We start from the raw sequence: 21,908 nt of genomic DNA, 5'->3' as shown, positions 1-21,908 counted from the left end.
TGCCAAGGCTTTGGGCCGATAAGAACGGCATGTGAGAAAGGCAGTGTACATGGACCGCACCGCATCTGGGTGGCTTAACGGCCTTATTGGCGTCGTGATTTTCAGCGGCTCGCTGCCCGCCACGCGTGTGGCGGTCATGCAGTTTGATCCGGTGTTTCTGACAGTGGCGCGAGCGGGAATTGCAGGAGCACTGGCGCTTTTGCTTTTGCTGCTGTTCAAGGAGAAGCGTCCGGCAAGAGACGATCTGATATCGCTGGTGGTGGTTGCCGCAGGCGTGGTGGTCGGCTTTCCATTGTTGACTGCGCTTGCCCTGCAGCATGTTACCTCGGCACATTCGGTGGTCTTTATCGGGCTCCTGCCACTTGCCACCGCCATCTTTGGCGTGATCCGCGGCGGGGAACGTCCGAAGTTGGCATTCTGGCTCTTTGCAGTGATGGGAAGTGCGCTGGTCTGCAGTTTCGCCTTGGCGCAGGGACTGAGTGCTGCGCCCCTCGGAGACGCCTTGATGATGGCGGCGATCGTCGTCTGCGGGCTTGGTTACGCTGAAGGGGCGAAGCTTTCGCGGAAACTCGGGGGATGGCAGGTCATTTCCTGGGCGCTCGTTCTGTCGCTGCCGCTGATGATCCTTGCATCGATCTGGTTCATGCCGACAAGCTTCTCGGGCATCAATGCCCCTGCGTTGGCGGGCCTCGTCTATGTCTCTTTATTCAGCATGCTGATCGGCTTTGTTTTCTGGTATCGGGGCCTGGCACAAGGCGGAATCGCGAGCGTAGGTCAACTGCAATTGCTTCAGCCCTTCCTCGGCCTGACGCTTGCCGCAACGCTGCTGCATGAAACGGTGACCTGGACGATGTTTGCGGTAACCGCAGCGGTGATTGCCTGCGTGGCGGCTGCCCGCAAATTCGCCCGATAGCGCGGCGCCTCGTTGTCGGCAGCGCTTTTCAAGCGCCGTCGAACCTGAGTGCTCCTTCCGCCTCCAGACGAACGCGGCCCCTTCCGACCCTGACAATCCGGATTGGGGCCTGCTTCTCTTCGAGCCGCCGGCGCAGCAGCAACAGTCGGGTCTCGAGATTGTCCTTTATCTCCGGCATCCGGCCGCCAACGGCCAGCCTCATCTCCCTGTTGGTGAACTCGTTGCGGCCGTCGCTCAGGTGCCATTCGAGCATCAGACGAAGCAGCGTACCGGCAATGCCCTTCACGATATAGGTACCGTCGACGAACACGCTGTCGTCCACGCGATGATGGACAACACGGATATCCCGGCCGCTGGCCGCAGGTTCGGATGCAAGCGCGGGTGCACCCTGCGTCGGCTCGGCCGACGCCGCCTCCCGTTCGCTCGCCCTCAAGGCGCTGGCGGCCTGTCCTGCCAGAATTTCAAGCGCGGCCTCATCTTCCTCGCGAAAGGCCAGCCGTTCCGCGCTTTCGACGAAAAGTACTCCGATCACGGTGCCACGAGCTGACATGGGAACGGCGATCTGGCTCATTACCATGGGCAATTGCGGAAAGGCGACGATACGCGTGGCGTTTTCCGATGCCTCTGCCTCCATGCCGATCGCTTCCCCGAGCCGGCGCACGCGGCTCATGTCGCTGACCTTGATCGTTTGTCCGCTCGTTGCCGCCGCGCCGATCAGCCCCTCGCTCCCGGCGATTTCGGATCCCAGTCCCGAGCGGTCGTAGCCGAGGCTGCCGGTCGTGACCAGGCAGCCGCGATGGCTATCATGGATGAGCACGACCGCATTTCGATATCCAAGAACGCGCTGAATACCGGCGAGCAGGCTATCGATGATCTCGTCCGCTTCTCCCTGCCGTTCGATGGCCCGGATTGCGTCCGAGAGAGCGGGAAGGCTGACGCTATCACGGCCTGTCGGGCTACGCGTGGTTTCCACCGGGGAGGGGACCTTCTCGATCCGGCGCACCCGGAAGATATCCGCGCTCCGCAGCCGCATTACCTCCGACATGCCGACCTGCGCGCTGCTCGCCTTGAGCTGGAGCGCTATCTTGTCGAACAGCTGGCCGGCATCGACGGAGCGCACGAATCCGATGTCGAGCAGGAACTGGTCGCCCGTGAAGCCATCGACAAGGATCAGCGCGACCTGAGGGTTGGCGCGCACGTTCGCCGCCGTCTTGGCAAAGAACTGATTGGAGAGGGCAACGTGGTCTTCATCGACCCGCACCACATGAGAAAGATAGGAGATGTTTGGCGTTCCGTCGGCCGCGGCAGTGGCGATGATGGAGGGAATGACGCCTTCGAAGCAGGCTGACAGGTCGCTGAGACGCAAGCTCATCTGGGCCTCGCGAAAGCCAGCATGCCGGCAAGCGGGCCCGGCGTCTGGATATATATTTCACTCACGGAAAGCCGAGCGACCTTGGCCTCGCGCGCAGTAAGCCACGGCGTGATGATGCGCCCGGGCACTCCAAGGGCTTCAAGCTCGCCCGTGGCTGCCGCGATGAAGCGGTCGGCACGATCGATATCATGTGCCTCAGTGTCCCGCATCGAGGCGGCCCCCTTGAGCTGAAAGCTTACATAGTCAGACGGACTGACGAAGGTGGCGGCAATCCGGCCCGTCTGCCGGACGGAGGTTTCGAGCCGAGGCCATTGCCAGGACGAGAAGATGACGTCGATCGTCTCCCGGTCGTCGAAAATGTGGAAGCCGACACCGCGTCCAGCGGATGGGTGCCCCGTTTCGTCGGCGGCGGCTATGATGCACATAAGTGGTCGCTTGAAGAAATCGAGAAGCTTGTCGTCGACCTGCACCGCCGCCCCCACTGCGTGTCCTAACCCTCTTTAACATCCTTTTAGGATATTCGGCACGGTTTGCACATTCTTTTAGGAACGCGCGTTTTTCCGGCGCGCTATAGAAACGCCGCACGGATTGGGCCGTCTGGATAACCATCTGCCCCGTCGTTTGTGGATCTATGCCACCGAAGCTGCAAAGGCCGAGATCATGCCGGCATATCGGACCGGCACGGCATCCGAACCCGTCCGTGCACGAAATAGTCGCAACCGAAACGGCTGAAGCCTGGAGTGAATGATGGAGAAGTTTACGCATGCGGCGGTATCGCCGCCGAACCATGGAACGCCCGCAATGGCGTTCGGCAAGCATGTCATACGCATGATGGCGGCCAACACCGGCGGTTCGTTCGGTATGTTTGAGGCCACCGTGCCGCCCGGAGAAGGTCCGCCGCTTCATATGCACGAGCGCGAGGATGAGTTCTTCCGTGTCCTGTCTGGCCGCTTCGGTTTCTGGTGTGCCGGTGACTATGTCGAACTGACGGAAGGCGGCTGCATCGCGCTGCCACGCGGCGTTCCGCACCGCTTCCGGAATGTCGGCGAAAGCGAAGGCCATATCATGGTCGTTGTGACGCCCGGCGGGTTCGAGAATTTCTTTCCGATCATCGAGCTTTGCAAGCCCGAAACGCCCGAGCAAATCGCCTCTGTCGCGATGGATTTCGGCCTGACCTTCCTGCCCGTCGAAGGCCGCAAGGTCGCCTGATCCGGCGACAAGCCACCCTGAAATACAGCATCGAGAATTCAATAACGGTCCATCGAAAGGAGACCGAAGGATGACACGCGCGCCTTCAAACGAAAACGAAATGACGCTGACAGCCGATCAGCTGGATGCCTATCTTGCCAAGATCGGGGTCTCCCGGCCTATTTCTCTCGACCTTCAGGGCCTGTCGAGACTGCATCGCGCCCACCTCATGACATTCACATGGGAAGCGCTGGATGCCTTCATGGAGTGGCCGTCCTCGATAACACCAAGATCGGCTTTCGCCAAAATGGTGGAAGGAAGGCGCGGCGGTTGGTGCTACGAGATGAATGGCCTCTTCGGTGCGGCTCTCGATGCACTCGGCTTTCGAGTGACCCGCCTTTGCGGCGGCGTCGACCGTGAAAAGCTGGGGAACATCGCGATCGGCAATCACCTGACGCTACGGGTCGATCTTCATCGACCTTATCTCGCCGAAGTGGGCGTGGCCGACGCCATCATCGAACCCGTTCCACTTGCTGTCGGACCCATCAGCCAGCGCGGTTTCGATTTTTCGATCATGCCGACAGATGACGGCTGGTTGCGCTTCAACAATCACATGCGGGGTATAGCGTCCAGCTTCGATTTCCGGGCGGACCACAGCGACGAGGCGGCCATGGCCGCCACGCATGCCTGGTTGATGCAGGACCCGGGGTCGCCGTTCACAAATGCGCTTGCCGTTCTGCGTCATACCGCGGACGGCTATGTCGCCCTGCAGAACGATCGCTTGCGCAGCGTAACGCCGAACAGCGTTCGCGAGCTGCGCATCACAAGCGCGGACCATCTCGCGGACACGTTCGAAGCCTTTTTCGACCTCGACGTTCCCCACCTCGGACGGGTCTGGGAGAAGATCCAGGCGATTGGTCACAACAAGGCGGCCTGAACAGACCGCGCATTTCAGCACTATGGACTTCAAGGAAATATCCATGCTTCGAATAACGGCATTCTGTATCGGTCTCGCCCTGAACACGGCATTCTCCGTTGCCGCGGACTCCGGTGAGCCGGCTCCCGCGGGAGCCTACAAGACCGACCCCTCGCATTCGAGCGTCAATTGGTCGTTCAGCCATTTTGGCCTGTCCCACTACACCGCGCGCTTCACAAAGGTCGACGCGCGGCTTGAATGGAATCCTGAGAAGCCGGAGACATCCGCGCTTTCGGTCAAGATCGACCCGCTTTCAGTTCGCACCGATTATCCCTGGCCGGAACGGGTCGACTTCGACGCGAAGATCGGCGGTGACGAAATGTTCCTCGCTGGCAAGCCGATCACTTTCGTCTCAAGGGCGATCCGCGTGACGGGCGACAAGTCTGGGAGCGTCGAAGGGCTTCTAACCTTTCGCGGCCAAACGCACCCGGCAACCCTCGACGTCATCTTCAATGGTTCGATGGCGAAGCACCCGATGATGGGAATTCCGAAGGTCGGGTTCTCGGCGACCGGCAGCATTCGGCGCAGCGAATGGGGACTGGACTTCTCCATTCCGGAGCTGAGCGACGAAGTAACATTGGTCATCGAGACTCAAATGGTTCCCGCCGATTACGAGTTCCAGTGATCGGCCCATTGCCGGCGGAACGGGTTCGGCCGAATTCGGATCATTTAACCCGCCGCTCTGCAACGCATGGATATTGTCATGCCCGAACCAACGGCAAATTCCACTTGCAGAAGGGCGGGATGTTACGCGCAGTTTCAGTGGATTTACCGTTGCGTACTTCAGTCGCGAGGAATTGAAGGCAAAACTCGATACAGACGGTGATGGGCTGAGGTCAGCTCCCTTGCCGCCGGATATCGGAGGAAGTCTGAATGACGGCGCGTGACGACATTTTCGAGCTTGGCAAACGGGTCAGCCAATCCATCATTGGTCAAAATACAATGGTCGAGCGGCTGATCATCGGTCTCCTTGCAAACGGGCACCTGCTTGTCGAAGGTCTTCCGGGGCTTGCCAAGACGCGAGCGATCAAGAGCCTGGCGAAGAACCTCGATTCAGAGTTGTCACGCGTGCAGTTCACGCCCGATCTGCTTCCCGCCGACATCACGGGTTCGGAGGTGTATTTTTCCGAAGGTGGAAAGGGCGAGTTCAAATTTCAGCAGGGACCGATCTTCGCAAACCTTATCCTCGCCGATGAGATAAACCGCGCGCCAGCCAAGGTCCAATCCGCGCTTTTGGAAGCGATGGAGGAGCGGCAGGTAACCGTCGGCGGCACAAGCTATCCGCTGCCCGACCTTTTCATGGTGATGGCAACGCAGAACCCTATCGAGCAGGAAGGCACCTATCCCTTGCCGGAAGCTCAGCTTGACCGCTTCCTGATGCATGTCGAAGTCGGCTACCCCGACGAGACGTCCGAGGCGGCAATCATGCGCCTCAATCGCGACGAGGAGAATGCAGGGCAAGACAAGCACGCCGATGCCCCGAGACTCAACCCCCAGGCGATATTCGACGCGCGGAAGGAAATCGGTGCCACTGCGGTGTCAGAGCCGGTGGAGAAATATATCGTCGCTCTGGTGATAGCCACGAGGTACCCGGATCGCTACGACAAGGATCTCGCCAAGCTGTTGCATGTCGGGGCGAGCCCGCGCGGCGTCATCAGCCTAGACAAGGTTTCACGATCGCATGCCTGGCTCAAGGGGCGCGACTATGTGACGCCCGACGACGTCAAGGCGGTCGTCAACGACGTCCTGCGCCATCGCCTTATTCTGTCCTATGAGGCGCATGCCTCTAATACGAGCGCGGATGAGGTGATCAACCGCATCACTGAATTGGTGGCAGTCTCATGAAGGCCCCGACACCGAGCATCGGGAACGGCATACATGTCACGACCCAGGAACTTGTTGCCCTGGAGGGACGCGCGCGCGACCTGGCTTTCATACAGCGTGCGCGTAGCCATCAGCAGCTTGCGGGGCGCATGCAGTCCTCGGTGCGTGGCCGGGGTTTGATTTTCGAAGAGCTGCGAGAGTACCTCCCCGGTGACGACGTCCGCGCGATCGATTGGCGCGTCACCGCCCGAACGAGGAAGCCCGTCGTCAGGGTCTACGGCGAGGAAAAGGAGCGTCCTGCAATTGTTGTCGTGGACCAGCGCATCAACATGTTCTTTGGCAGCCGCTTCGCGATGAAATCGGTAGCAGCCGCGCAAGCGGCGATGCTCGCGGCCTGGCGCATATTGGGGTCCGGTGACCGCGTCGGCGGCTTCGTGTTTAATGATGAAGACATCAGCGAGATCAAGCCGCACCGCAGCCGGAATGCCGTGATTGCGCTGGCGGACAGGATCGCCGAAAAGAACGGGATGTTGAAGTCCACCTATGCGGGGGTGCCATCACCCGAGGCATTGGACAACGTTCTCCGGCAGGTCGCGGGCGTCGCACATCACGATTTTCTCCTCGTCGTGGTGAGTGACTACGATGGCCATGGGGACACAACGCGGCAGCTCCTTCTCGAGCTTTCCAGCCGCAACGATGTCATCTGCCTGCTGATCTACGATCCGTTCATGCTGGAATTGCCGACAACCGGGGATATCGTGGTGAGCGGCGGTGCGCTGCAGGCCGAACTCTCGTTCAGGCAAGCCGGCGTGCGCCAGTCCATCGATACCTTTGCCCGTGATCGCGGTCGCGAACTGCGGGAATGGCAACGGCAACTCGGCCTTCCAATGCTTCCGATTTCCACCGCAGAAGAGGTCGCTCCACAGCTCAGAAGCCTGCTTGAGCAATCCGCCTGGCGTCAGCGGAGGCGCTGATGGACTCCGAACCCAAACTCGACCCCATCACTGAAATGGCGCTTCGTTCGCTGAAGGACATCGTGGTCCCTGCGCCGGTTTCCTGGATGCCTCAAACCTGGGGCTGGCTGATTGTCGCGCTGCTCCTGCTCTCTGCGATGTTGCTGTGGTGCGCGCTCGCCTATCGTCGGTGGCGGAAAAACGCCTACCGCCGAGAAGCCTTGAAGCACCTTGAGGCAATAGAGGTCGCGGTTCGTGACGCCGATAAACGCGCGCGGGCACTCCGCGACCTTGGTGAATTGCTCAAGCGTACAGCTCTGGCGGCTTGGCGGCGGAAGGATGTTGCCGCGACCTCCGGGCTGGCTTGGGCAGCGTTTCTTGTCGAGCATGGCAATATGAAGAATGGGGAAGCATTTCAGCGGTTCTTTGACGATCTTGAATACCAGGCGGCTACGCTGGTTTCCACAGAGGCTGCAGACGAACTTGTTCGTGACGCTCGGCGCTGGATCGAGGGGCACCATGTACCAGCTTGATATCCCCTGGCTGCTCCTGATCTTGCCGATTCCCCTGATCGTGTGGTGGTTGTTGCCCCCGCATCGTGAAACGTCCGCTTCGATCCGCCTTCCGTTTTTCAACGAGGTCGCACGCGCCGCCGGCGTGGAGCCCACCGAGGGCTCCGTCGTGCCGAAGAGGTCCTGGATGCAGGTCGCGGTCGATCTGATCGCCTGGTGCCTCATCGTTCTCGCTCTGGCCCGGCCGCAATATGTCGAACCGCCGGTCGTGAAGAACGAACCGCAGCGAGACATACTGCTCGCGCTCGATCTGTCGCAATCGATGGATACGCGGGATTTCGCCGCGCCCGACGGCACGTCAAAGGCGCGCGTTGAGGCAGTCCGAACCGTCGTTGCCGATTTCGTCTCCAGACGACCCGGGGATCGCCTCGGGCTGATCGCCTTCGGAGACGCGCCGTATCCCCTTGCTCCATTCACGATGGACCATGCCCTTGTCAGAAACCTCGTGGAAAGCCTTTTGCCCGGCATTGCCGGTCCGCGCACGGCAATGGGGGATTCGCTTGGGCTCGCCATCCGAATGTTTGAGAAGACAACGGTGCCGCAAAAGGTCCTGATATTGCTGACCGACGGAAACGATACAGCCAGCAAGATGCCGCCTCTCAAAGCTGCCGGCATCGCCAAAAGCAAGCAGATTGTCATCCACACGGTCGGTATTGGCGACCCCGCGGCAACGGGAGAGGACAAACTCGACACCGCGTCGCTCGAGAAGATCGCCACTGATACGGGAGGCCGCTACTTCTTTGGGGGTGATCAAAGCCAGCTTCAGGAGATTTACGACGAGCTTGATCGCATCACGCCTGAGGACCAAAAGCAGCTTTCCTGGCGCCCCCGAACCGAGCTGTTCTTCTGGCCGCTGGGCGGAGCGATCGTCACGATGCTCGCCTGGTATGGTCTAACCGGATTGTATAGCCTCGTTCGCAGGAGATTGCCGGCATGATCTCCGATTTTCATTTCCTGCGCCCCCTGTGGCTGCTCGCTCTTCTGGCGCCACCGGCAATCGTCTGGATGGCATCCCGTTCAGGCGATATTCGCAATCGCTGGAAGGGCATGATCGCGCCGCACTTGCTCGACAGCCTCGTGATCGAGCCCGACGGCCAACGTCGGCATCTTCCAGCCTGGATGTTGGCCGGCGTGATTTCGATTGCGGTGCTCGGCGCTGCCGGACCGACCTGGAAACGCGAAGCCCCTCCCTTCGTTGCCGACACGGCTTCCCTGGTCATTGTCATTGATCTTTCGCCGACGATGGACGCCATCGACGTCTCCCCCAGCAGGCTTGAACGGGTCAAGCTGAAGATCCACGACATTCTGGCTGGCCGGAATGGCGCACGCACTGCTGTCGTGGCCTACGCCGGTACGGCGCACCTGGTGGTCCCTCTGACCGATGACACCGATCTCATCGAAACCTATACCGATGCCCTCGCCACAAACATTATGCCAAAGCCCGGTAGGAATACCCCTGCGGCCCTGAAACTCGCGGATGGGCTGCTTCAGCGGGATGGAGCTCCCGGAACGATCCTCCTTGTTACCGATGGCGTCGAAGCGGGAGCGACAGTCGCGTCCGACGGGCTGCATAGCGCAATTGTCGTTCTCGGTGTCGGCACCCCGGAGGGTGGCGTCGTCAAGCGCTCCGACGGTAGCTTCGTCAATGACGCAGGTGGCGCTCGGATCAATGCCAAGCTGGATGTGGAAGCTCTGAAGAAGTTCGCGAATGACGCTGGAGCGGATGTCGCGACGATGACGGACGATGACACCGACATCAGGTGGGTCGGACAGCGCGTAAGGACGAATTTTGCTCAACAAACGACAGCCCAGGGAGATCGCTGGCACGACGTCGGATGGTGGTTCATCGCACCGGCTGCTGCGCTATCAGCGCTTTCGTTTCGGCGAGGCTGGCTGGTCAAGTTTGCATTGATCGGGCTCTGCTTTCATCTGCTGCAGCCTTCGTCCGCGGGAGCAGCCGGGTTCATGGACCTTTGGTTGACGCCCGATCAGCAGGGCCGTCTTGCGTATGAGCGCGGAGACTATGCATCGGCCTCCGCGCACTTCCGCGATCCCATGTGGAAGGGGACGGCGCTCTATCGTGCCGGCCACTATCAGGATGCCATCGATGCGTTTGCGTCGATCGACAGCGCGGACAGCTGGTACAATCAGGGAAACGCGTTCTTTCATCTGGGCGATCTGGAAGAGGCGGTTTCGGCCTACCAAAAGGCCTTGGAAAAACGGAAGGACTGGTCCGACGCGCAAGGAAACCTGGCACTCGCGCAGCGACTGCTGAAGATACAGAAAGAGAAGGAGCAGGAGCAGCAGCAGGATCCGAACGAAAAGCCCGACAGCGTTCAATTCGATAAGAAAGCCGACAAGGGCAAGGCAGGCGAGGTCCAGGTCGTCGAACAGACGTCGGAGATGTGGATGAAGAACATTCAGGTGAGCCCCGCCGATCTCATGGCGCGAAAATTTGCCATCGAGGCGGGTGAGACCAAGCCATGATGAAGTTTCTGCCGGGTGTCTCCCTTTTGCTTTTACCGGCCCTGGCCTGGGGAGCGGAACCCTTCGCGCGTGCCACGGTGGAAGACAACGGCAACATAGTGCCCGGGCAGCAGGTGCGAGTTGATGTCGATGTGTTCGCGCCTGATTTCTTTACCTCGCCTCCGCAGTTTCCTCTTTTTGATGTTCCAGACGCTCTTGTCACTCTTCCAGAAGAGCGGACGCAGAACATCAGTGAAACCATCGACGGCGTTCAATATTCCGGAATCCGGAAATCCTATGCCGTCGTGCCGCAGGCGCCCGGAAAGTTTGTTCTGCCGGAGATCGACATCGGGTTGGGCTATTCGGTCGATGGAAAGCCGACAAAGGCAACGGTGAAAATGCCTTCGGTTTCGTTCAACGCCGGAGAGGCATCCGGGGCCGCTGGGCAAAAGATTGTCTTCGCAGCCAGCGATCTCACGATCGAACAGGCTTTCGACCCGAGCGCCCCGTCGCTCAAGGTCGGCGATGCTCTCGTCAGAACAATCACGGTGACGGTGGAAAACACGCAAGCCATGATGATACCCCCGGTTGGGGTCGGGACCGTTTCGGGGCTGCATCAATACGAGAAGCAACCGAAGATCGAAGACGGCATCCCCGCCGGGCGCGAGACGACAAGCCGACGAACCGAAACCTATGTGTATACCGCGGACAGGGAAGGGTCGTTTACAATCCCTGCGGTTTCCTATGATTGGTTCGATGTCGCGCGCCATGAGCAGACATCCGCTTCGCTGCCGTCGGTAACGGTTGCCGTCTCTCCCGCCGTCGCCATTACCCCGATCAAGCCTGTACTTGATGACGTACGACGCCAGGCGCCCCACGTCATCAGACAGAAAGTCGCGCTGGCAATCTTGGGGCTGTTGGCGGCGATGGGAGTGTTGTGGGCTGTCTTGCGCTTTTGGCCGGTGATCAACAGTCTGCGGCAGAACGCGCGCCTGAAATACCAGGCATCGCACGGCTACCGCTTGAAGCGGCTCCGCCAACTCATCCGCTCGGGGAGCGAACAAGAGATCTATAATGGTCTCCAAACCTGGAGCCGAAGTCTGGGGAATGGCACGCTGGAGGAATGGGTTCGTTTCGGCCCCGCCGACCTACAGCGCCAGGTCGACATTCTTTCTCAAAAGCTGTTCCGATCCGGGCGTGCTGAAATCGACAGGGAGCGACTGGCCGCAGTCGTTGACTACCGCCGACCAGCGCGCCTGGACGCGTCCCCCGTGCTTCCGCCGCTCAATCCTTGATCGGAAGCCATAGATGTTCGCCTTTGGTGGAGACCGTCCACTGGCGACGATATCGGGGAATGCGAGCTCCTGGTGACCTGCTGGCCCCGGTGGTGGGAATGCGCCAACACCTAAGAGGAAGCCGTTTCAAGCTCGTAGAGCTGGTCCATGCTCAAGGTCGCGATCTTGGCAAAGGAGGTCTGGTTCTTGACGCGGCCATCTTGAAGTATGACGACTTCGTCGCAGAACGAGATGGTGCTGCGATGATGGCTGATGACGATTGTCGTGCGCCGACCGGCTCTTGATTTCAAGGTTTCGACAATCGCTGCCTCCGACAGTCCGTCCATGGCATTCGTGGCCTCGTCCAGAATGAGGATTTCCGGATCGCGCACCAGGGCCCTTGCCAGAGCGATGCGCTGTCGCTGTCCCGCCGAAACGGTGGCTCCCCGGTAGCCGACGACGGTCTCATATCCATCTGGCAGCTTCTCGATGAATTCGTGCGCTTCAGCAAGTCTGGCTGCGTTCTTGACCTCTTCAAGCGAAGCGTTGTGGCCATAGGTGATATTTTCGAGAATGGTGCCGTCAATCAGCTCGAGATCCTGGCTGGCGAGCGCAATTTGCCCCCGCCACTGCATCGGATCGATTTGATTGAGTGGGGTGCCGTCGACCAGAATGTTTCCTCCGTCAGGCTCGACAAATCGACATAGGAGATTGACGATCGTCGTCTTTCCGGCGCCGGACCGTCCAATTATGGCGGTTGAACGACCTTTGGGAAGATTGAAGGTCGCAGCGCGCAGCACGACGGGTCGCGAGCCGGAGCCCGGATACTTGAACGTTACGCCATCGAATTTGATGTGCTGACGGATGGCCTGAACCGGAGCATCGCCTGCCGGTGGGTTCGGCTTGTCGGACGGATCCAGCAACCATCTGACCTCTTCCAGGGACCCGCTCCAGCCTTGCACGGCGCTCCATGCCATTTGCAGCGCACGGACATGCGGCTGGAGCCTATAGAGCAAGACAACGAAGGCCACGATAACAGGAAAGCTTATACCCCAAAGCCAGGCGCTGACGACGACAGTCAAAAAGAGAGCCGAATGCAGCACCTCTGTCAGTGGCGGCAATACCGCCTGGCGGGATTGGAGATCGAAGCCAGCCTCTCTGACCGCATCCGACGAGGTATCGAAGACTGCTTTCTCCCGCTGTTCCTGTCCGAAGGCGCGGATAAGCCGTCCGGCGTGAACGAGATGAAGCATCTTGGCGGCAAGTTCACCGTTGAACGACGTGACTTTGCGGCTCGGGGCTCTGAGGCTGGCTGAGAGAAGCGCGTGCAGGGCCTGGATCACCACCAGCCCAAGTGCAACGCCAAGCGTCATCTGCCATGAAAGAAGCAGGAGAAAGGCGAGGAGAATGACCACAGCCGATGCGTTTACGACCGCTGAAAGTGTAGTCTGGATTGCGTCCGAAGCACGCCATGACTCGTTTGATATGATGTTGAGCAGTCGCCCCGGACTTTGCTGGAGGAAGAATGAGTATCCAACCGTCAAAAGCTGGCGGGCAAGAGAGCTTCGCATGGCATGGCCGGCCCTGCCGTAGATCAAATTGGTGAGCACGGCGTTGGCGAAGGCGAGCACATTCTTCAGGGTGATCAATCCGAGGATTGCGGCGGCAATCACAATCAGCCTTGCCCGGTCATCCAACCCGGCACCGACTTGCTGAAAGACCGCTGAGAGCCCCGCCATTCCCGATGGTTCCTCCCCGCCGGCGATAATGCTGAGCATTGGGATGATGAGACCGATGCCCGTACCTTCGAGAACGGCGGTGCTTAGTCCCAAAATGACGACGACCACCAGCAGACCGACCTGCCGGCCGAGTGCCTGACGCAATAGACGAAAGCTCAATTTGGCGAACTCTAGCATGGCTGTGACCCCAGCGAGTGATGAACGCGTGCGCGCGGGAATTCGCGATACTTTCCGGCCATCATGCTAGCCCCTGAAGCGGCTGTACGGACTTGGCGGGCACCGATTGATAGTACCGCGTCATGAGGTCCATGCGCCGGGTTGCACCGTCCGAGAAACGGCACAGCCACGGTGCATAAGCGGCGGAAAGAAGGCCGTATCGCTCTCGACGCCGGATGAGCCGCCACTTTCCCGTCTGCGTGAGAAAGGCGTGTGTCAGCTCCGGGCGCTGCTCATCGATAATGAGCTGATAGAGGAAATAGAAGAAGCACAAGGTTCCATGCGCATAGCTCGAGGACGCGCGGCCTGCCTGCTCGGCGATTTTTCTTTCGATCGTAAGTATGCAATCCGCAGCGCGGCGCACGGTGTCATGGGTGACGGCAGCACCAATATCGTGAAGGGCGCCGGGATCGTCGCAGAGAGACTGTCGTTCAAGGTTCTCGGCCACGATCTTCAAGTGGGTTCGCCGCATTTGCCGCTTGTGCCTGCTTGAGACGCTGTCGCTATGAATACGATAGGCGACCAGGCTCTCATCGATCATCGCTGCTGGAAATTGCCGTGCAATGCGTCCGAAGAGATCGAAATCCTCGGCATGGACATAGCCTGCATCGTACACCAGCATATCTTCGGGAATGACATTGCGGTTGTACATCACTGTCGAATGCAAGAAGATGGTAAAAAACATCGACAAGATGTGCCAATCGCCGGTCTGATAGATTGGATTTGGCCTGCCGCGGACCACCCGGTTGCCGAGAAGCTGATCGATGCCGGTGCCGCTGATGGCGAGCTGAGGCTGTCGGGCAAAGAGCGCGACCTGACGCGAGAAGCGCGACGGGTAGGAAATATCGTCCGCATCCATTCTGGCGATGAGATCGCCTTTCGCCAAGGCGATTCCCTCATTCAGCGTCGCAATCAGCCCACGATTTTCGCGCGAGACGATCCGGATGCGATTGTCGGCGTTTTGATATCGTTGGAGGACCTCCAGCGAGCCATCGGTCGATCCGTCGTCAAGAGCGATGACCTCGAAGCGGGTGTAGTCCTGGCGCAGAATGCTTTCGAGTGCGGCGGCAACATGGGGTTCACCGTTATAGACCGGCAGCACGACGGAGATCAGTGGATCAGACATCCTTCAGCTCCCACGTTCATCAGGGTTGGCGTAGCTCGGGCGATAGGCCGAAGCCTCATACCGCTCGCCGGCAATGCTCGGCCGGGACGACGGCGTGCTCGGCCTCGCGGAGCTGACGTAGGGGAAATAGCGCTTGAGCTGGTTGAGCGGCCTCTCGAATGCCAGCCAGGAAATCGAAGCCAGCATCAATGTCGCTGCGGTCGCAACCACAAAACGACCGGGCCCCTGCTCTGAGACATTGACCGGGATCCAGGACTGAGCCTTGACGACCAGCGACAGCACAACTGGATGAAATAGGTAGACCCCGTAACTCATACGTCCGATCGCGGTACTCGTCGGTCGTTCCAGCATCCGGCCGAATGCACCCTGCATGCCCGATGAGCAGCATCCGACCAGCATGACGAGGGGTATGAGGGGGAACACCTCCCCGCCGATCCATGTCACCCATTCCAGGGGCGGTGTCATGGACACCGACTTCAACCACAGGAACGTGATCGAGGCTATGGTTAAGGGCACGACACTTACCCCAATCCATCGGGGCCAAGCCTCGGTTTTCCTGCGGTACACGGCAAGCAGAGCGCCGGCCACCAGCGCATCGACGGACGCCGGAGGAAGGAGGTCCCGCGCCAGAGACGGTGTGCCCGTAAATGGCCAATAGAGGCGATAGGCCAGCGAGAATGCTATGACGGCGACGCAGACAGGCGCAATCAGCCGGCGCGGAGCCAGCAGGATCACCAGAGGCCAGGCGATATAGAACTGTTCCTCGATGCTCAAGCTCCAGGCGTGACACAACACCCAGGGCGTCCATTCGTTTCGAAGCGCATACCAGAAGTTCGACAGATACAGCGCGTGCCACTTGAGGCTGCCCCGGGCGCCCTCAAGGTTGACAAACCATATGAAGCCCAACATCGCGAAGTAAGGAGGAAATATGCGCAGTGCGCGGCGAATGTAGAATGCCTTCAGCGCCGCACTCGGCTGGTAGTCGGCAAAGGAACGTGCGTCTAGCAGGAGCCGGGTTATCAGAAAGCCGCTGAGGACGAAGAACAGACGTACGCCGAGATGGCCCAGGACTGATCCATTGACCGCAAAGAAGTGGTGATAGAGGACCATTGTGACTGCGAGAGTCCTAAGTCCGTCCAGTTGCCGGTCGCGAGACATGGATCTCCTTGGCCGATCGGGACTCGCTCCTTGTGAGAGCCTTCCTCGATGGCATTCTTGCAGCTCGCATTGCTGCTGATTGTGCCGTCCCGGACGAGACGAACTGAAGTATCGACGCAGGCGCGAAAATTCTGGCGAAATCGGGCCAAACTGTGACCCTGGCGTGTGATCAGACTTTGGTCCGATGCCTCCGCGACAAGGTTTGCCTCGATCTCGGGGCTTCGCGTGTCGGCACTGATCCTCCAATTCTGCAGCCCAGATCGGGTTCCAAAGCCGCTCGCGGGCACCCGGAACATGACGGCTAGTCGACTGCCAGCTGACATCAGACGAGCCGCTGGCCCAGATGCACGAAAGCTATTCGGTACTCGCTACGAGCGCGTGAATTGCGCTCTCATTGCGGGGAGGGGAGAAGTCGTCGGGCCCTCATCGCGGCGCGATATTGCAAACCAAAGGCGAGGCTATTTCTGCATGACCCTTTGCCGAAATTGAATTGGTCAGCCGGCCCAAGTTCGCGTCAATGTGCCGGCCTGGGCCAAACAGTCGAAATGAGGGTTGCATGAGCAGGATCGTCTTTGTTCACGGGTCTTTCGTTCCCGAGGCGGAGGCGCGAATCAGTCTTTTCGATCGCGGCTTCCTGTTCGGCGACGCGGTCTACGAGGTCACGGCCGTGATCGATGGCCGGATGATTGACAACGATCTGCATCTGGCTCGGTTCGCCCGTTCTCTGAAGGAGATGGACATTCCCCTGGCCTTGTCTCTGGATCACATCGTCTCGATCCAGTTGGAGCTGATCGAACGCAATGACCTGCAGCACGGCACCGTCTATCTTCAGGTTTCGCGCGGCGAGGCCGATCGCGACTTTCTGTACAGCGACAAGATGGAGCCGAAGCTCGTCGGCTTCACCCAGGCGAAGCGGCTTACGGGAACCGTGGCGCAGCGCGACGGAATCTCCGTCGACCTGGCTCCGGATCAGCGCTGGCAGAGGCGGGACATCAAGACGGCAATGCTGCTCGCACAGGTCATGGCCAAACAGGCTGCACGCGCGCGAGGCTTCGACGATGTCTGGTTGGTCGAGGACGGACTGGTGACGGAAGGCGCGTCTTCGACTGCGCATATCATCACCGCGGATCGACGAATCCTCACCCGGCCGGCTTCCCGTGCCACGCTGCCGGGCTGTACGCAGCGCGCCGTTGCACGTTTATGTGCCGAACAGGGATTGCTCTTCGAAGAGCGTGCCTTTACGCCCGAGGAAGCGCAGGGCGCCGCCGAGGCGTTCCAGACCTCAGCCTCAAATCTGGTCATGCCGGTCGTGCGCATTGCCGACAAGTCGATCGGCGACGGCAAGCCTGGCCCGATGACGCGTCACCTCCAGACGCTCTATCTGAAGGCGGCTGGCGTTCTGGCATAGACAAGAGAATAGAGATGAAAACAGCGCGGGAACTCGGACTGATATTTGAGGGAGTAATGGCTCCCGGGCCAGAAAACGCCATTACCGATGTGCCTGGCGTGGCGGTTGGGCACCGCTCGCTGCGCGCCGAAGGCATCCATACGGGCGTCACCGCCATTGTTCCTCATCCAGGCGACATCTTTCGCAGGAAGCCGCGTGCGGCGGTCGAGGTGATAAACGGCTTCGGCAAGTCGGCGGGACTGATGCAGGTCGCTGAACTCGGCACGATCGAGACACCGATTCTCCTGACCAATACGTTTGGTGTGGCCGCCTGCACCGAAGCGCTGATTCGCCGTGCGATCGCGGCAAATCCGGCCATCGGGCGCAAGACCTCGACGGTCAATGGCCTCGTCTTCGAATGCAATGACGGCAGCATCAGCGACATCCAGGCCATGGCGGTAACGCCCGCCGACGCCTGTGCGGCGCTTGACGACGCACGGACGGGTGAGGTGGAGCAGGGTGCGGTCGGAGCCGGATCCGGCATGACGGCGTTCGGCTTCAAGGCTGGCATTGGTACCGCGTCGCGGCGACTGCGGGTTGCGAAGCGTGATTTCACCTTGGGAACACTGGTTCTTGCCAATTTCGGCGCTGCCGGCGATCTCATTCTGCCCGATGGTCGCCGTCCGGATCCTCGCCGTCCAGCCAGCCCGGAGCGGGGCTCCGTCATCGTCGTCATGGCGACGGATTTGCCGCTCGGCGATCGCCAGCTGCAGCGCGTCGCCAAACGCGGCGGTGCGGGGCTGGCGCGACTCGGTGCCTTCTGGGGCAACGGTAGCGGCGATATCTGCCTGTGCTTCACCACCGCCGATCCGGTCGATCAGGAACCGGCGTCACCCATTACGGCCCAGGACCGGCTTTCCGACGCGTTCATCGACACTGCCTTCCGCGCTGCCGCTGAAACCACCCAGGAGGCGGTACTGAACGCGCTCTGCATGGCGCCTGCAACGCCCGGCCGCAACGGCCGCCTTTATCCCGCCCTTGCCGACTGGCTACAGGAGAACCCGCTGCAATGAAAGTATTCATCTCTGCCGATATCGAAGGTACCGCAGGTATCGTTCATTGGGACGAGGCCGAGCGCACGCATGCCGACTGGAACGAGTTCCGCGCACTGATGACTGCCGAGGTCGTTGCTGCCTGCGACGGGGCCCGCGCTGCGGGAGCGACCGAGGTCGTGATCAAGGATGCCCATGACAGCGGGCGCAACCTGATCCTCGAGCGGTTGCCGGACTATGTCCGGATCGTGCGTGGCTGGTCGGGGCATCCCGATGCGATGATGTTCGGTCTCGATGCCGGTTTTGCGGCGGCGATCTACACCGGCTACCATTCCAAGGCAGGCAGCGAGGCCAATCCGCTCGCTCACACGTCCAACCTGCGCATATCGCGCCTGCTCCTGAACGGTGAGGTGGCTTCCGAATTCACCGTGAACGCCCTCTGCGCGGCGGGATATGGGGTGCCTTCCGTCTTCCTGTCCGGCGACGCGGCCATGTGCGCGGAAGCGCGCGCGATGGTGCCCGGTATGTCCACGGTGGAGACACTTGAGGGAAAGGGCCGTGCCTCCACGTCGATCTCGCCCGCTTGGTCGCGCCGGCTTATCCGCGAGGGCGTGGCGTCCGCGCTGTCGGCGGATTTCAGCCAGACGCTCCCCGACCGGGCCGAGCGCTACGAAGTGGTGATCGAGTTCAACAATCCGACCGACGCCTATCGTGCTGGCTGGTACCCGGGCGCACGAGCCCATGGTCCGCGCGCCGTTGCTTTCGCCAATGCGGATTTTGCCGAAATCCTGCGTGCACTCGTTTTCATGAAGGTCTGAGCCTGCCGTTTCGTGAGCCGGTCGTCAGGCCGGCTCGCGCTCCAGCAATTGCCCGGACATGCGCCAGAGTTCGTCGACCTTGCGATTGCGGCTCGCCGCGTGGCGGTAGAGGCGGATTTCGAGATCGAGGTTCCACCCCTCGTCCTTCGAGGCGGGGACGAGGCGCCCTGACTCCATCTCGTCGCGTGCGAGGCTTTCAGGCAGCCAGCAGACGCCCGCTCCCGCAAGCGCCATGTTCATCAAACCGGCACTGATCGTATTCTCATGTGTCGTCCGGCGACGAAATGGCGGGCGGCGAAGCAGAAGACGCGAGAGAGCTACGCCGAAGAAGGAATTGAAGCCGTAGCTGAGATAGGGGATTGCCAGCCGCTGCTGCTCGACGGCCCGATCCAGCAAATTTCTTCCGGCTTGCGAGTGACCGGAAACGATGACGTTCGGCGCCACCAGGGGGATCAGCCGGTCATGGGCGACAGTCAGCCACGCGAATTTGCCGCGGTCGAGATGGAATGGCACCTCCGGATGGGCGTAGGTCAGGAAAAAATCGGCCTCGTCGCCAACGAGCGCATCCAGGTTCGCCTCGATGCCACCTCGGTCCGGTATCAGCGAGGTGTTGAACGCTCCCCCTGCTTTCTCCAACGCCCTTAACCATTGCGGAAAGAATGTAACCGTCAGCGTGTGCAGTGCCGCGAAGCGAATGAGGCCGGGTTCATGTGACGGACGCAGGGCCTCTCGCGCCGCATAGCATGACCGGATCGTTTCCTGTGCGACGGGCAGGAAATTCCGGCCGGCCGGCGTCAGCTCGGCAGGCATCGCCGCACGGCTGATCAAGGTCGCGCCCAGCCATCCCTCGAGCTGCTTGATTCGGCGGCTGAAGGCCGGTTGTGTCACGTTGCGCAGTTCAGCCGCTCTCGAGAAACTGGAGGTGTCCGCAAGGGTTACGAAGTCCTCCAGCCATTTGATTTCCATTCCATTCTCCTCCCCAATACTCCTCGCCCAATTCAGCATAAGTCATTCATCTTGAATAGATATGCCAAATTCGCATGAGGTTGTGCCAAAACCGAATTGGCCAAGCCTGCCACAAGCTTTCACCTTGTCACACGACAGAAATTCATGGACGGAGCGAGCGCTTCGCATCGCCTGTCCTTAATGCCGGGTTCGTCCGGGTCGTGGCAACGGAGCAGTTAATGGCAGTCAGAATTGAAGCCGATCTCATCCTTCACAACGGCCGCATATGGTGCGGTCGCGAGGAAGGATCCTGCGAGGCGGTGGCCGTCTGGCAGGGAAAGGTTCTCGCAACCGGCAGCGATGCAGAGATGCTGAGCCTTAAGGGATCGCGCACCGAGGTCATCGATCTGGACGGCCGTTTTGCCAGCCCCGGGCTGATCGACAACCATCTGCACCTGATTTCGACCGGTATCGTCATGGGCTGGGTGGATGCGACGCCTGCCGCGGCCCCCACCCACGCCGAGCTGATGCGCCAGATCGCCGAACGCGCGGCGGTGACGCCGAAGGGCGAGTGGGTTCGCGCACGTGGCTATGATCAGGTCAAGCTCGATACGGGCCGGCATCCGACACGCGCGGACCTTGATCTCGCTGCGCCGGATCATCCGGTACTGGTGACGCGGGCGTGTGGCCATGTGGCGATCGCCAATTCGAAAGCTTTGACGCTGGCAGGCGTGACCGAGGCGACACCGGTGCCGGATGGCGGCGTCATCGGCCTGACGGACGGCAAACTGAACGGCCTTCTGGCGGAGAACGCCATGAACCTCGTCAAGGCCGTGATCCCGTCGGCCACGACCGCCGAACTGATCGATGGGATCGAGCGCGCCGGGCAATATCTCTTGTCCCTCGGCATTACGAGCTGCATGGACGCCGCCGTCGGGCAGCTTTCCGGCTTTGCGGAAATTCAGGCCTATGAAATGGCCAAGATCGCGGGTCGCTTGCCCGTGCGCGTCTGGCTGACCCTTCTTGGTGATCCCGGCGTGTCGATCGTCGAGGATTGCTGGCGCGCGGGCCTCATCTCCGGCGCCGGCGACGACATGCTGCGCGTTGGCGCGGTGAAAATATTTCTTGATGGATCGGCCGGCGGACGCACGGCCTGGATGACGAAGCCTTACAAGGACGAGCCGGAAAACCTCGGCGTGCAGATGCTGCCCGACGCGGTCGTCGAGGAGATTGTGCAGTCCTGCCATGACCGGGGCTACCAAATGGCTTGTCATGCAATCGGCGACGGCGCCATCGAGCAGTTGATCACGGCTTATGAGAAGGCGCTTGCTGCCAATCCTGATCCGGATCGTCGCCACCGTGTGGAGCATTGCGGCTATCCCTCTCCGGAGCAAAACGCGCGCATGAAAGCGGCGGGCATTCTGCCGGCGCCGCAGATGGCCTTCATTCACGATTTCGGCGACAGCTATATCTCCGTCCTCGGCGAGGAGCGTGGCGTGAAGTCCTACCCAATCGGCACGTGGGCGCGCATGGGGCTCAAACCCTCCACCGGCTCCGACTCACCGGTCTGCTCGCCCAATCCTTTCCCCGACCTCTACGCGATGATCACCCGCCAGACCGGCAAGGGCACCGTCATGGATGCCTCCGAGAAGCTTAGTCGCGAGGAGGCGCTCCAGGCCTACACGGAATACGGTGCCCATTCGCAGAAGGCTGAAAACGTGAAGGGGCGGCTGGTCGCTGGTCAGTGGGCTGACATCGCGGTCTTCGACAATGATCTTCTCACCGCATCGCCCGAGGCGATCCTGTCGGATACGCGCTGCCTGCTGACGCTGCTGGCGGGCAGCGTTGTGCACGACGCGCGAGGCTGAGCCACTCAAAAAAATGACTGACACGATGCCGAAAAGGGAACCCGGCACAAAGAGGGAGAAC

General features: G+C 60.6%; 20 protein-coding genes. 14 read left to right on the top strand and 6 right to left on the bottom strand.

All coding sequences use genetic code 11. The features are described from left to right. Positions 1-49: 49 nt before the first annotated feature. On the top strand, positions 50-913 hold the full coding sequence (locus tag AF71_RS23000; protein WP_169683307.1) for a DMT family transporter: 864 nt from the start codon (positions 50-52) through the stop codon (positions 911-913). 28 nt (positions 914-941) lie between these two features. Here AF71_RS23000 and AF71_RS22995 read toward each other — a convergent pair whose 3' ends face one another. Then, positions 942-2,285, bottom strand: a complete 1,344-nt coding sequence (locus AF71_RS22995; protein ID WP_169683304.1) for a GAF domain-containing protein — start codon at positions 2,283-2,285, stop codon at positions 942-944. Continuing rightward, complete coding sequence (locus AF71_RS22990) at positions 2,282-2,767, bottom strand: pyridoxamine 5'-phosphate oxidase family protein (RefSeq protein ID WP_169683302.1); 486 nt, start codon at positions 2,765-2,767, stop codon at positions 2,282-2,284. The genes AF71_RS22995 and AF71_RS22990 overlap by 4 nt, the downstream gene beginning before the upstream one ends. Before the next feature lie 265 nt (positions 2,768-3,032). Between AF71_RS22990 and AF71_RS22985 the strand changes: the two genes are divergently transcribed. The 9 genes from AF71_RS22985 (at position 3,033) to AF71_RS22945 (ending at position 11,559) form a co-directional block, all read left to right on the top strand. Further along, positions 3,033-3,494: a cupin domain-containing protein gene (locus tag AF71_RS22985; protein ID WP_018858010.1), complete on the top strand. Its 462-nt coding sequence runs from the start codon at positions 3,033-3,035 to the stop codon at positions 3,492-3,494. A 70-nt stretch (positions 3,495-3,564) separates the two neighbouring features. Beyond that, positions 3,565-4,410, top strand: a complete 846-nt coding sequence (locus AF71_RS22980) for an arylamine N-acetyltransferase (protein ID WP_169683300.1) — start codon at positions 3,565-3,567, stop codon at positions 4,408-4,410. A 43-nt stretch (positions 4,411-4,453) separates the two neighbouring features. Beyond that, complete coding sequence (locus tag AF71_RS22975) at positions 4,454-5,074, top strand: YceI family protein (RefSeq protein WP_169683298.1); 621 nt, start codon at positions 4,454-4,456, stop codon at positions 5,072-5,074. A 248-nt stretch (positions 5,075-5,322) separates the two neighbouring features. Further along, on the top strand, positions 5,323-6,294 hold the full coding sequence (locus AF71_RS22970; RefSeq protein ID WP_169683295.1) for a MoxR family ATPase: 972 nt from the start codon (positions 5,323-5,325) through the stop codon (positions 6,292-6,294). Beyond that, entirely contained in the window at positions 6,291-7,247 is a 957-nt protein-coding gene (locus AF71_RS22965; protein ID WP_169683293.1) for a DUF58 domain-containing protein, read from the top strand. The genes AF71_RS22970 and AF71_RS22965 overlap by 4 nt, the downstream gene beginning before the upstream one ends. Beyond that, positions 7,247-7,759, top strand: coding sequence for a DUF4381 domain-containing protein (locus tag AF71_RS22960; RefSeq protein WP_169683291.1), 513 nt, complete (start codon positions 7,247-7,249; stop codon positions 7,757-7,759). Before AF71_RS22965 ends, AF71_RS22960 begins: the two co-directional genes overlap by 1 nt. Then, entirely contained in the window at positions 7,746-8,735 is a 990-nt protein-coding gene (locus AF71_RS22955) for a VWA domain-containing protein (RefSeq protein WP_169683289.1), read from the top strand. The genes AF71_RS22960 and AF71_RS22955 overlap by 14 nt, the downstream gene beginning before the upstream one ends. Continuing rightward, entirely contained in the window at positions 8,732-10,285 is a 1,554-nt protein-coding gene (locus AF71_RS22950) for a VWA domain-containing protein (protein WP_169683287.1), read from the top strand. Before AF71_RS22955 ends, AF71_RS22950 begins: the two co-directional genes overlap by 4 nt. Further along, the gene (locus AF71_RS22945; RefSeq protein ID WP_169683285.1) at positions 10,282-11,559 is read left to right on the top strand and encodes a BatD family protein; all 1,278 of its coding nucleotides are present in this window, start codon (positions 10,282-10,284) and stop codon (positions 11,557-11,559) included. The genes AF71_RS22950 and AF71_RS22945 overlap by 4 nt, the downstream gene beginning before the upstream one ends. 110 nt (positions 11,560-11,669) lie before the next feature. On the opposite strand, the gene AF71_RS22940 is transcribed toward AF71_RS22945, so the two are convergent. The 3 genes from AF71_RS22940 to AF71_RS22930 all read right to left on the bottom strand — a co-directional run bounded on the left by AF71_RS22940 (position 11,670) and on the right by AF71_RS22930 (position 15,777). Beyond that, on the bottom strand, positions 11,670-13,454 hold the full coding sequence (locus AF71_RS22940) for an ABC transporter ATP-binding protein (RefSeq protein ID WP_169683283.1): 1,785 nt from the start codon (positions 13,452-13,454) through the stop codon (positions 11,670-11,672). Positions 13,455-13,515: 61 nt separating this feature from the next. Continuing rightward, entirely contained in the window at positions 13,516-14,619 is a 1,104-nt protein-coding gene (locus tag AF71_RS22935; RefSeq protein ID WP_113489709.1) for a glycosyltransferase family 2 protein, read from the bottom strand. A 3-nt stretch (positions 14,620-14,622) separates the two neighbouring features. Continuing rightward, complete coding sequence (locus AF71_RS22930; protein ID WP_169683281.1) at positions 14,623-15,777, bottom strand: acyltransferase; 1,155 nt, start codon at positions 15,775-15,777, stop codon at positions 14,623-14,625. A gap of 556 nt (positions 15,778-16,333) precedes the next feature. On the opposite strand from AF71_RS22930, the gene AF71_RS22925 reads away from it, so the two are divergent. The 3 genes from AF71_RS22925 to AF71_RS22915 are packed head-to-tail and all read left to right on the top strand — an operon-like array spanning position 16,334 to position 19,034. Next, complete coding sequence (locus AF71_RS22925) at positions 16,334-17,185, top strand: D-amino-acid transaminase (RefSeq protein ID WP_169683279.1); 852 nt, start codon at positions 16,334-16,336, stop codon at positions 17,183-17,185. 14 nt (positions 17,186-17,199) lie between these two features. After that, positions 17,200-18,237 (top strand): P1 family peptidase, encoded by a 1,038-nt coding sequence (locus AF71_RS22920; RefSeq protein WP_169683277.1) that lies wholly within the window; start codon positions 17,200-17,202, stop codon positions 18,235-18,237. Continuing rightward, positions 18,234-19,034 (top strand): M55 family metallopeptidase, encoded by an 801-nt coding sequence (locus AF71_RS22915; protein ID WP_169683275.1) that lies wholly within the window; start codon positions 18,234-18,236, stop codon positions 19,032-19,034. Before AF71_RS22920 ends, AF71_RS22915 begins: the two co-directional genes overlap by 4 nt. A gap of 24 nt (positions 19,035-19,058) precedes the next feature. Here the strand turns inward: AF71_RS22915 and AF71_RS22910 are convergent, their stop codons facing one another. Continuing rightward, positions 19,059-20,000, bottom strand: a complete 942-nt coding sequence (locus tag AF71_RS22910) for a LysR family transcriptional regulator (protein ID WP_169683273.1) — start codon at positions 19,998-20,000, stop codon at positions 19,059-19,061. 218 nt (positions 20,001-20,218) lie between these two features. Between AF71_RS22910 and AF71_RS22905 the strand changes: the two genes are divergently transcribed. Further along, positions 20,219-21,847, top strand: a complete 1,629-nt coding sequence (locus AF71_RS22905; RefSeq protein WP_169683271.1) for an amidohydrolase — start codon at positions 20,219-20,221, stop codon at positions 21,845-21,847. The last annotated feature ends 61 nt before the right edge of the window (positions 21,848-21,908 follow it).

The sequence above is a fragment of the Rhizobium sp. 57MFTsu3.2 genome (assembly GCF_012932765.1).
GTDB lineage: Bacteria > Pseudomonadota > Alphaproteobacteria > Rhizobiales > Rhizobiaceae > Rhizobium > Rhizobium altiplani.
This window is presented reverse-complemented; position numbering and strand designations above follow the sequence as displayed.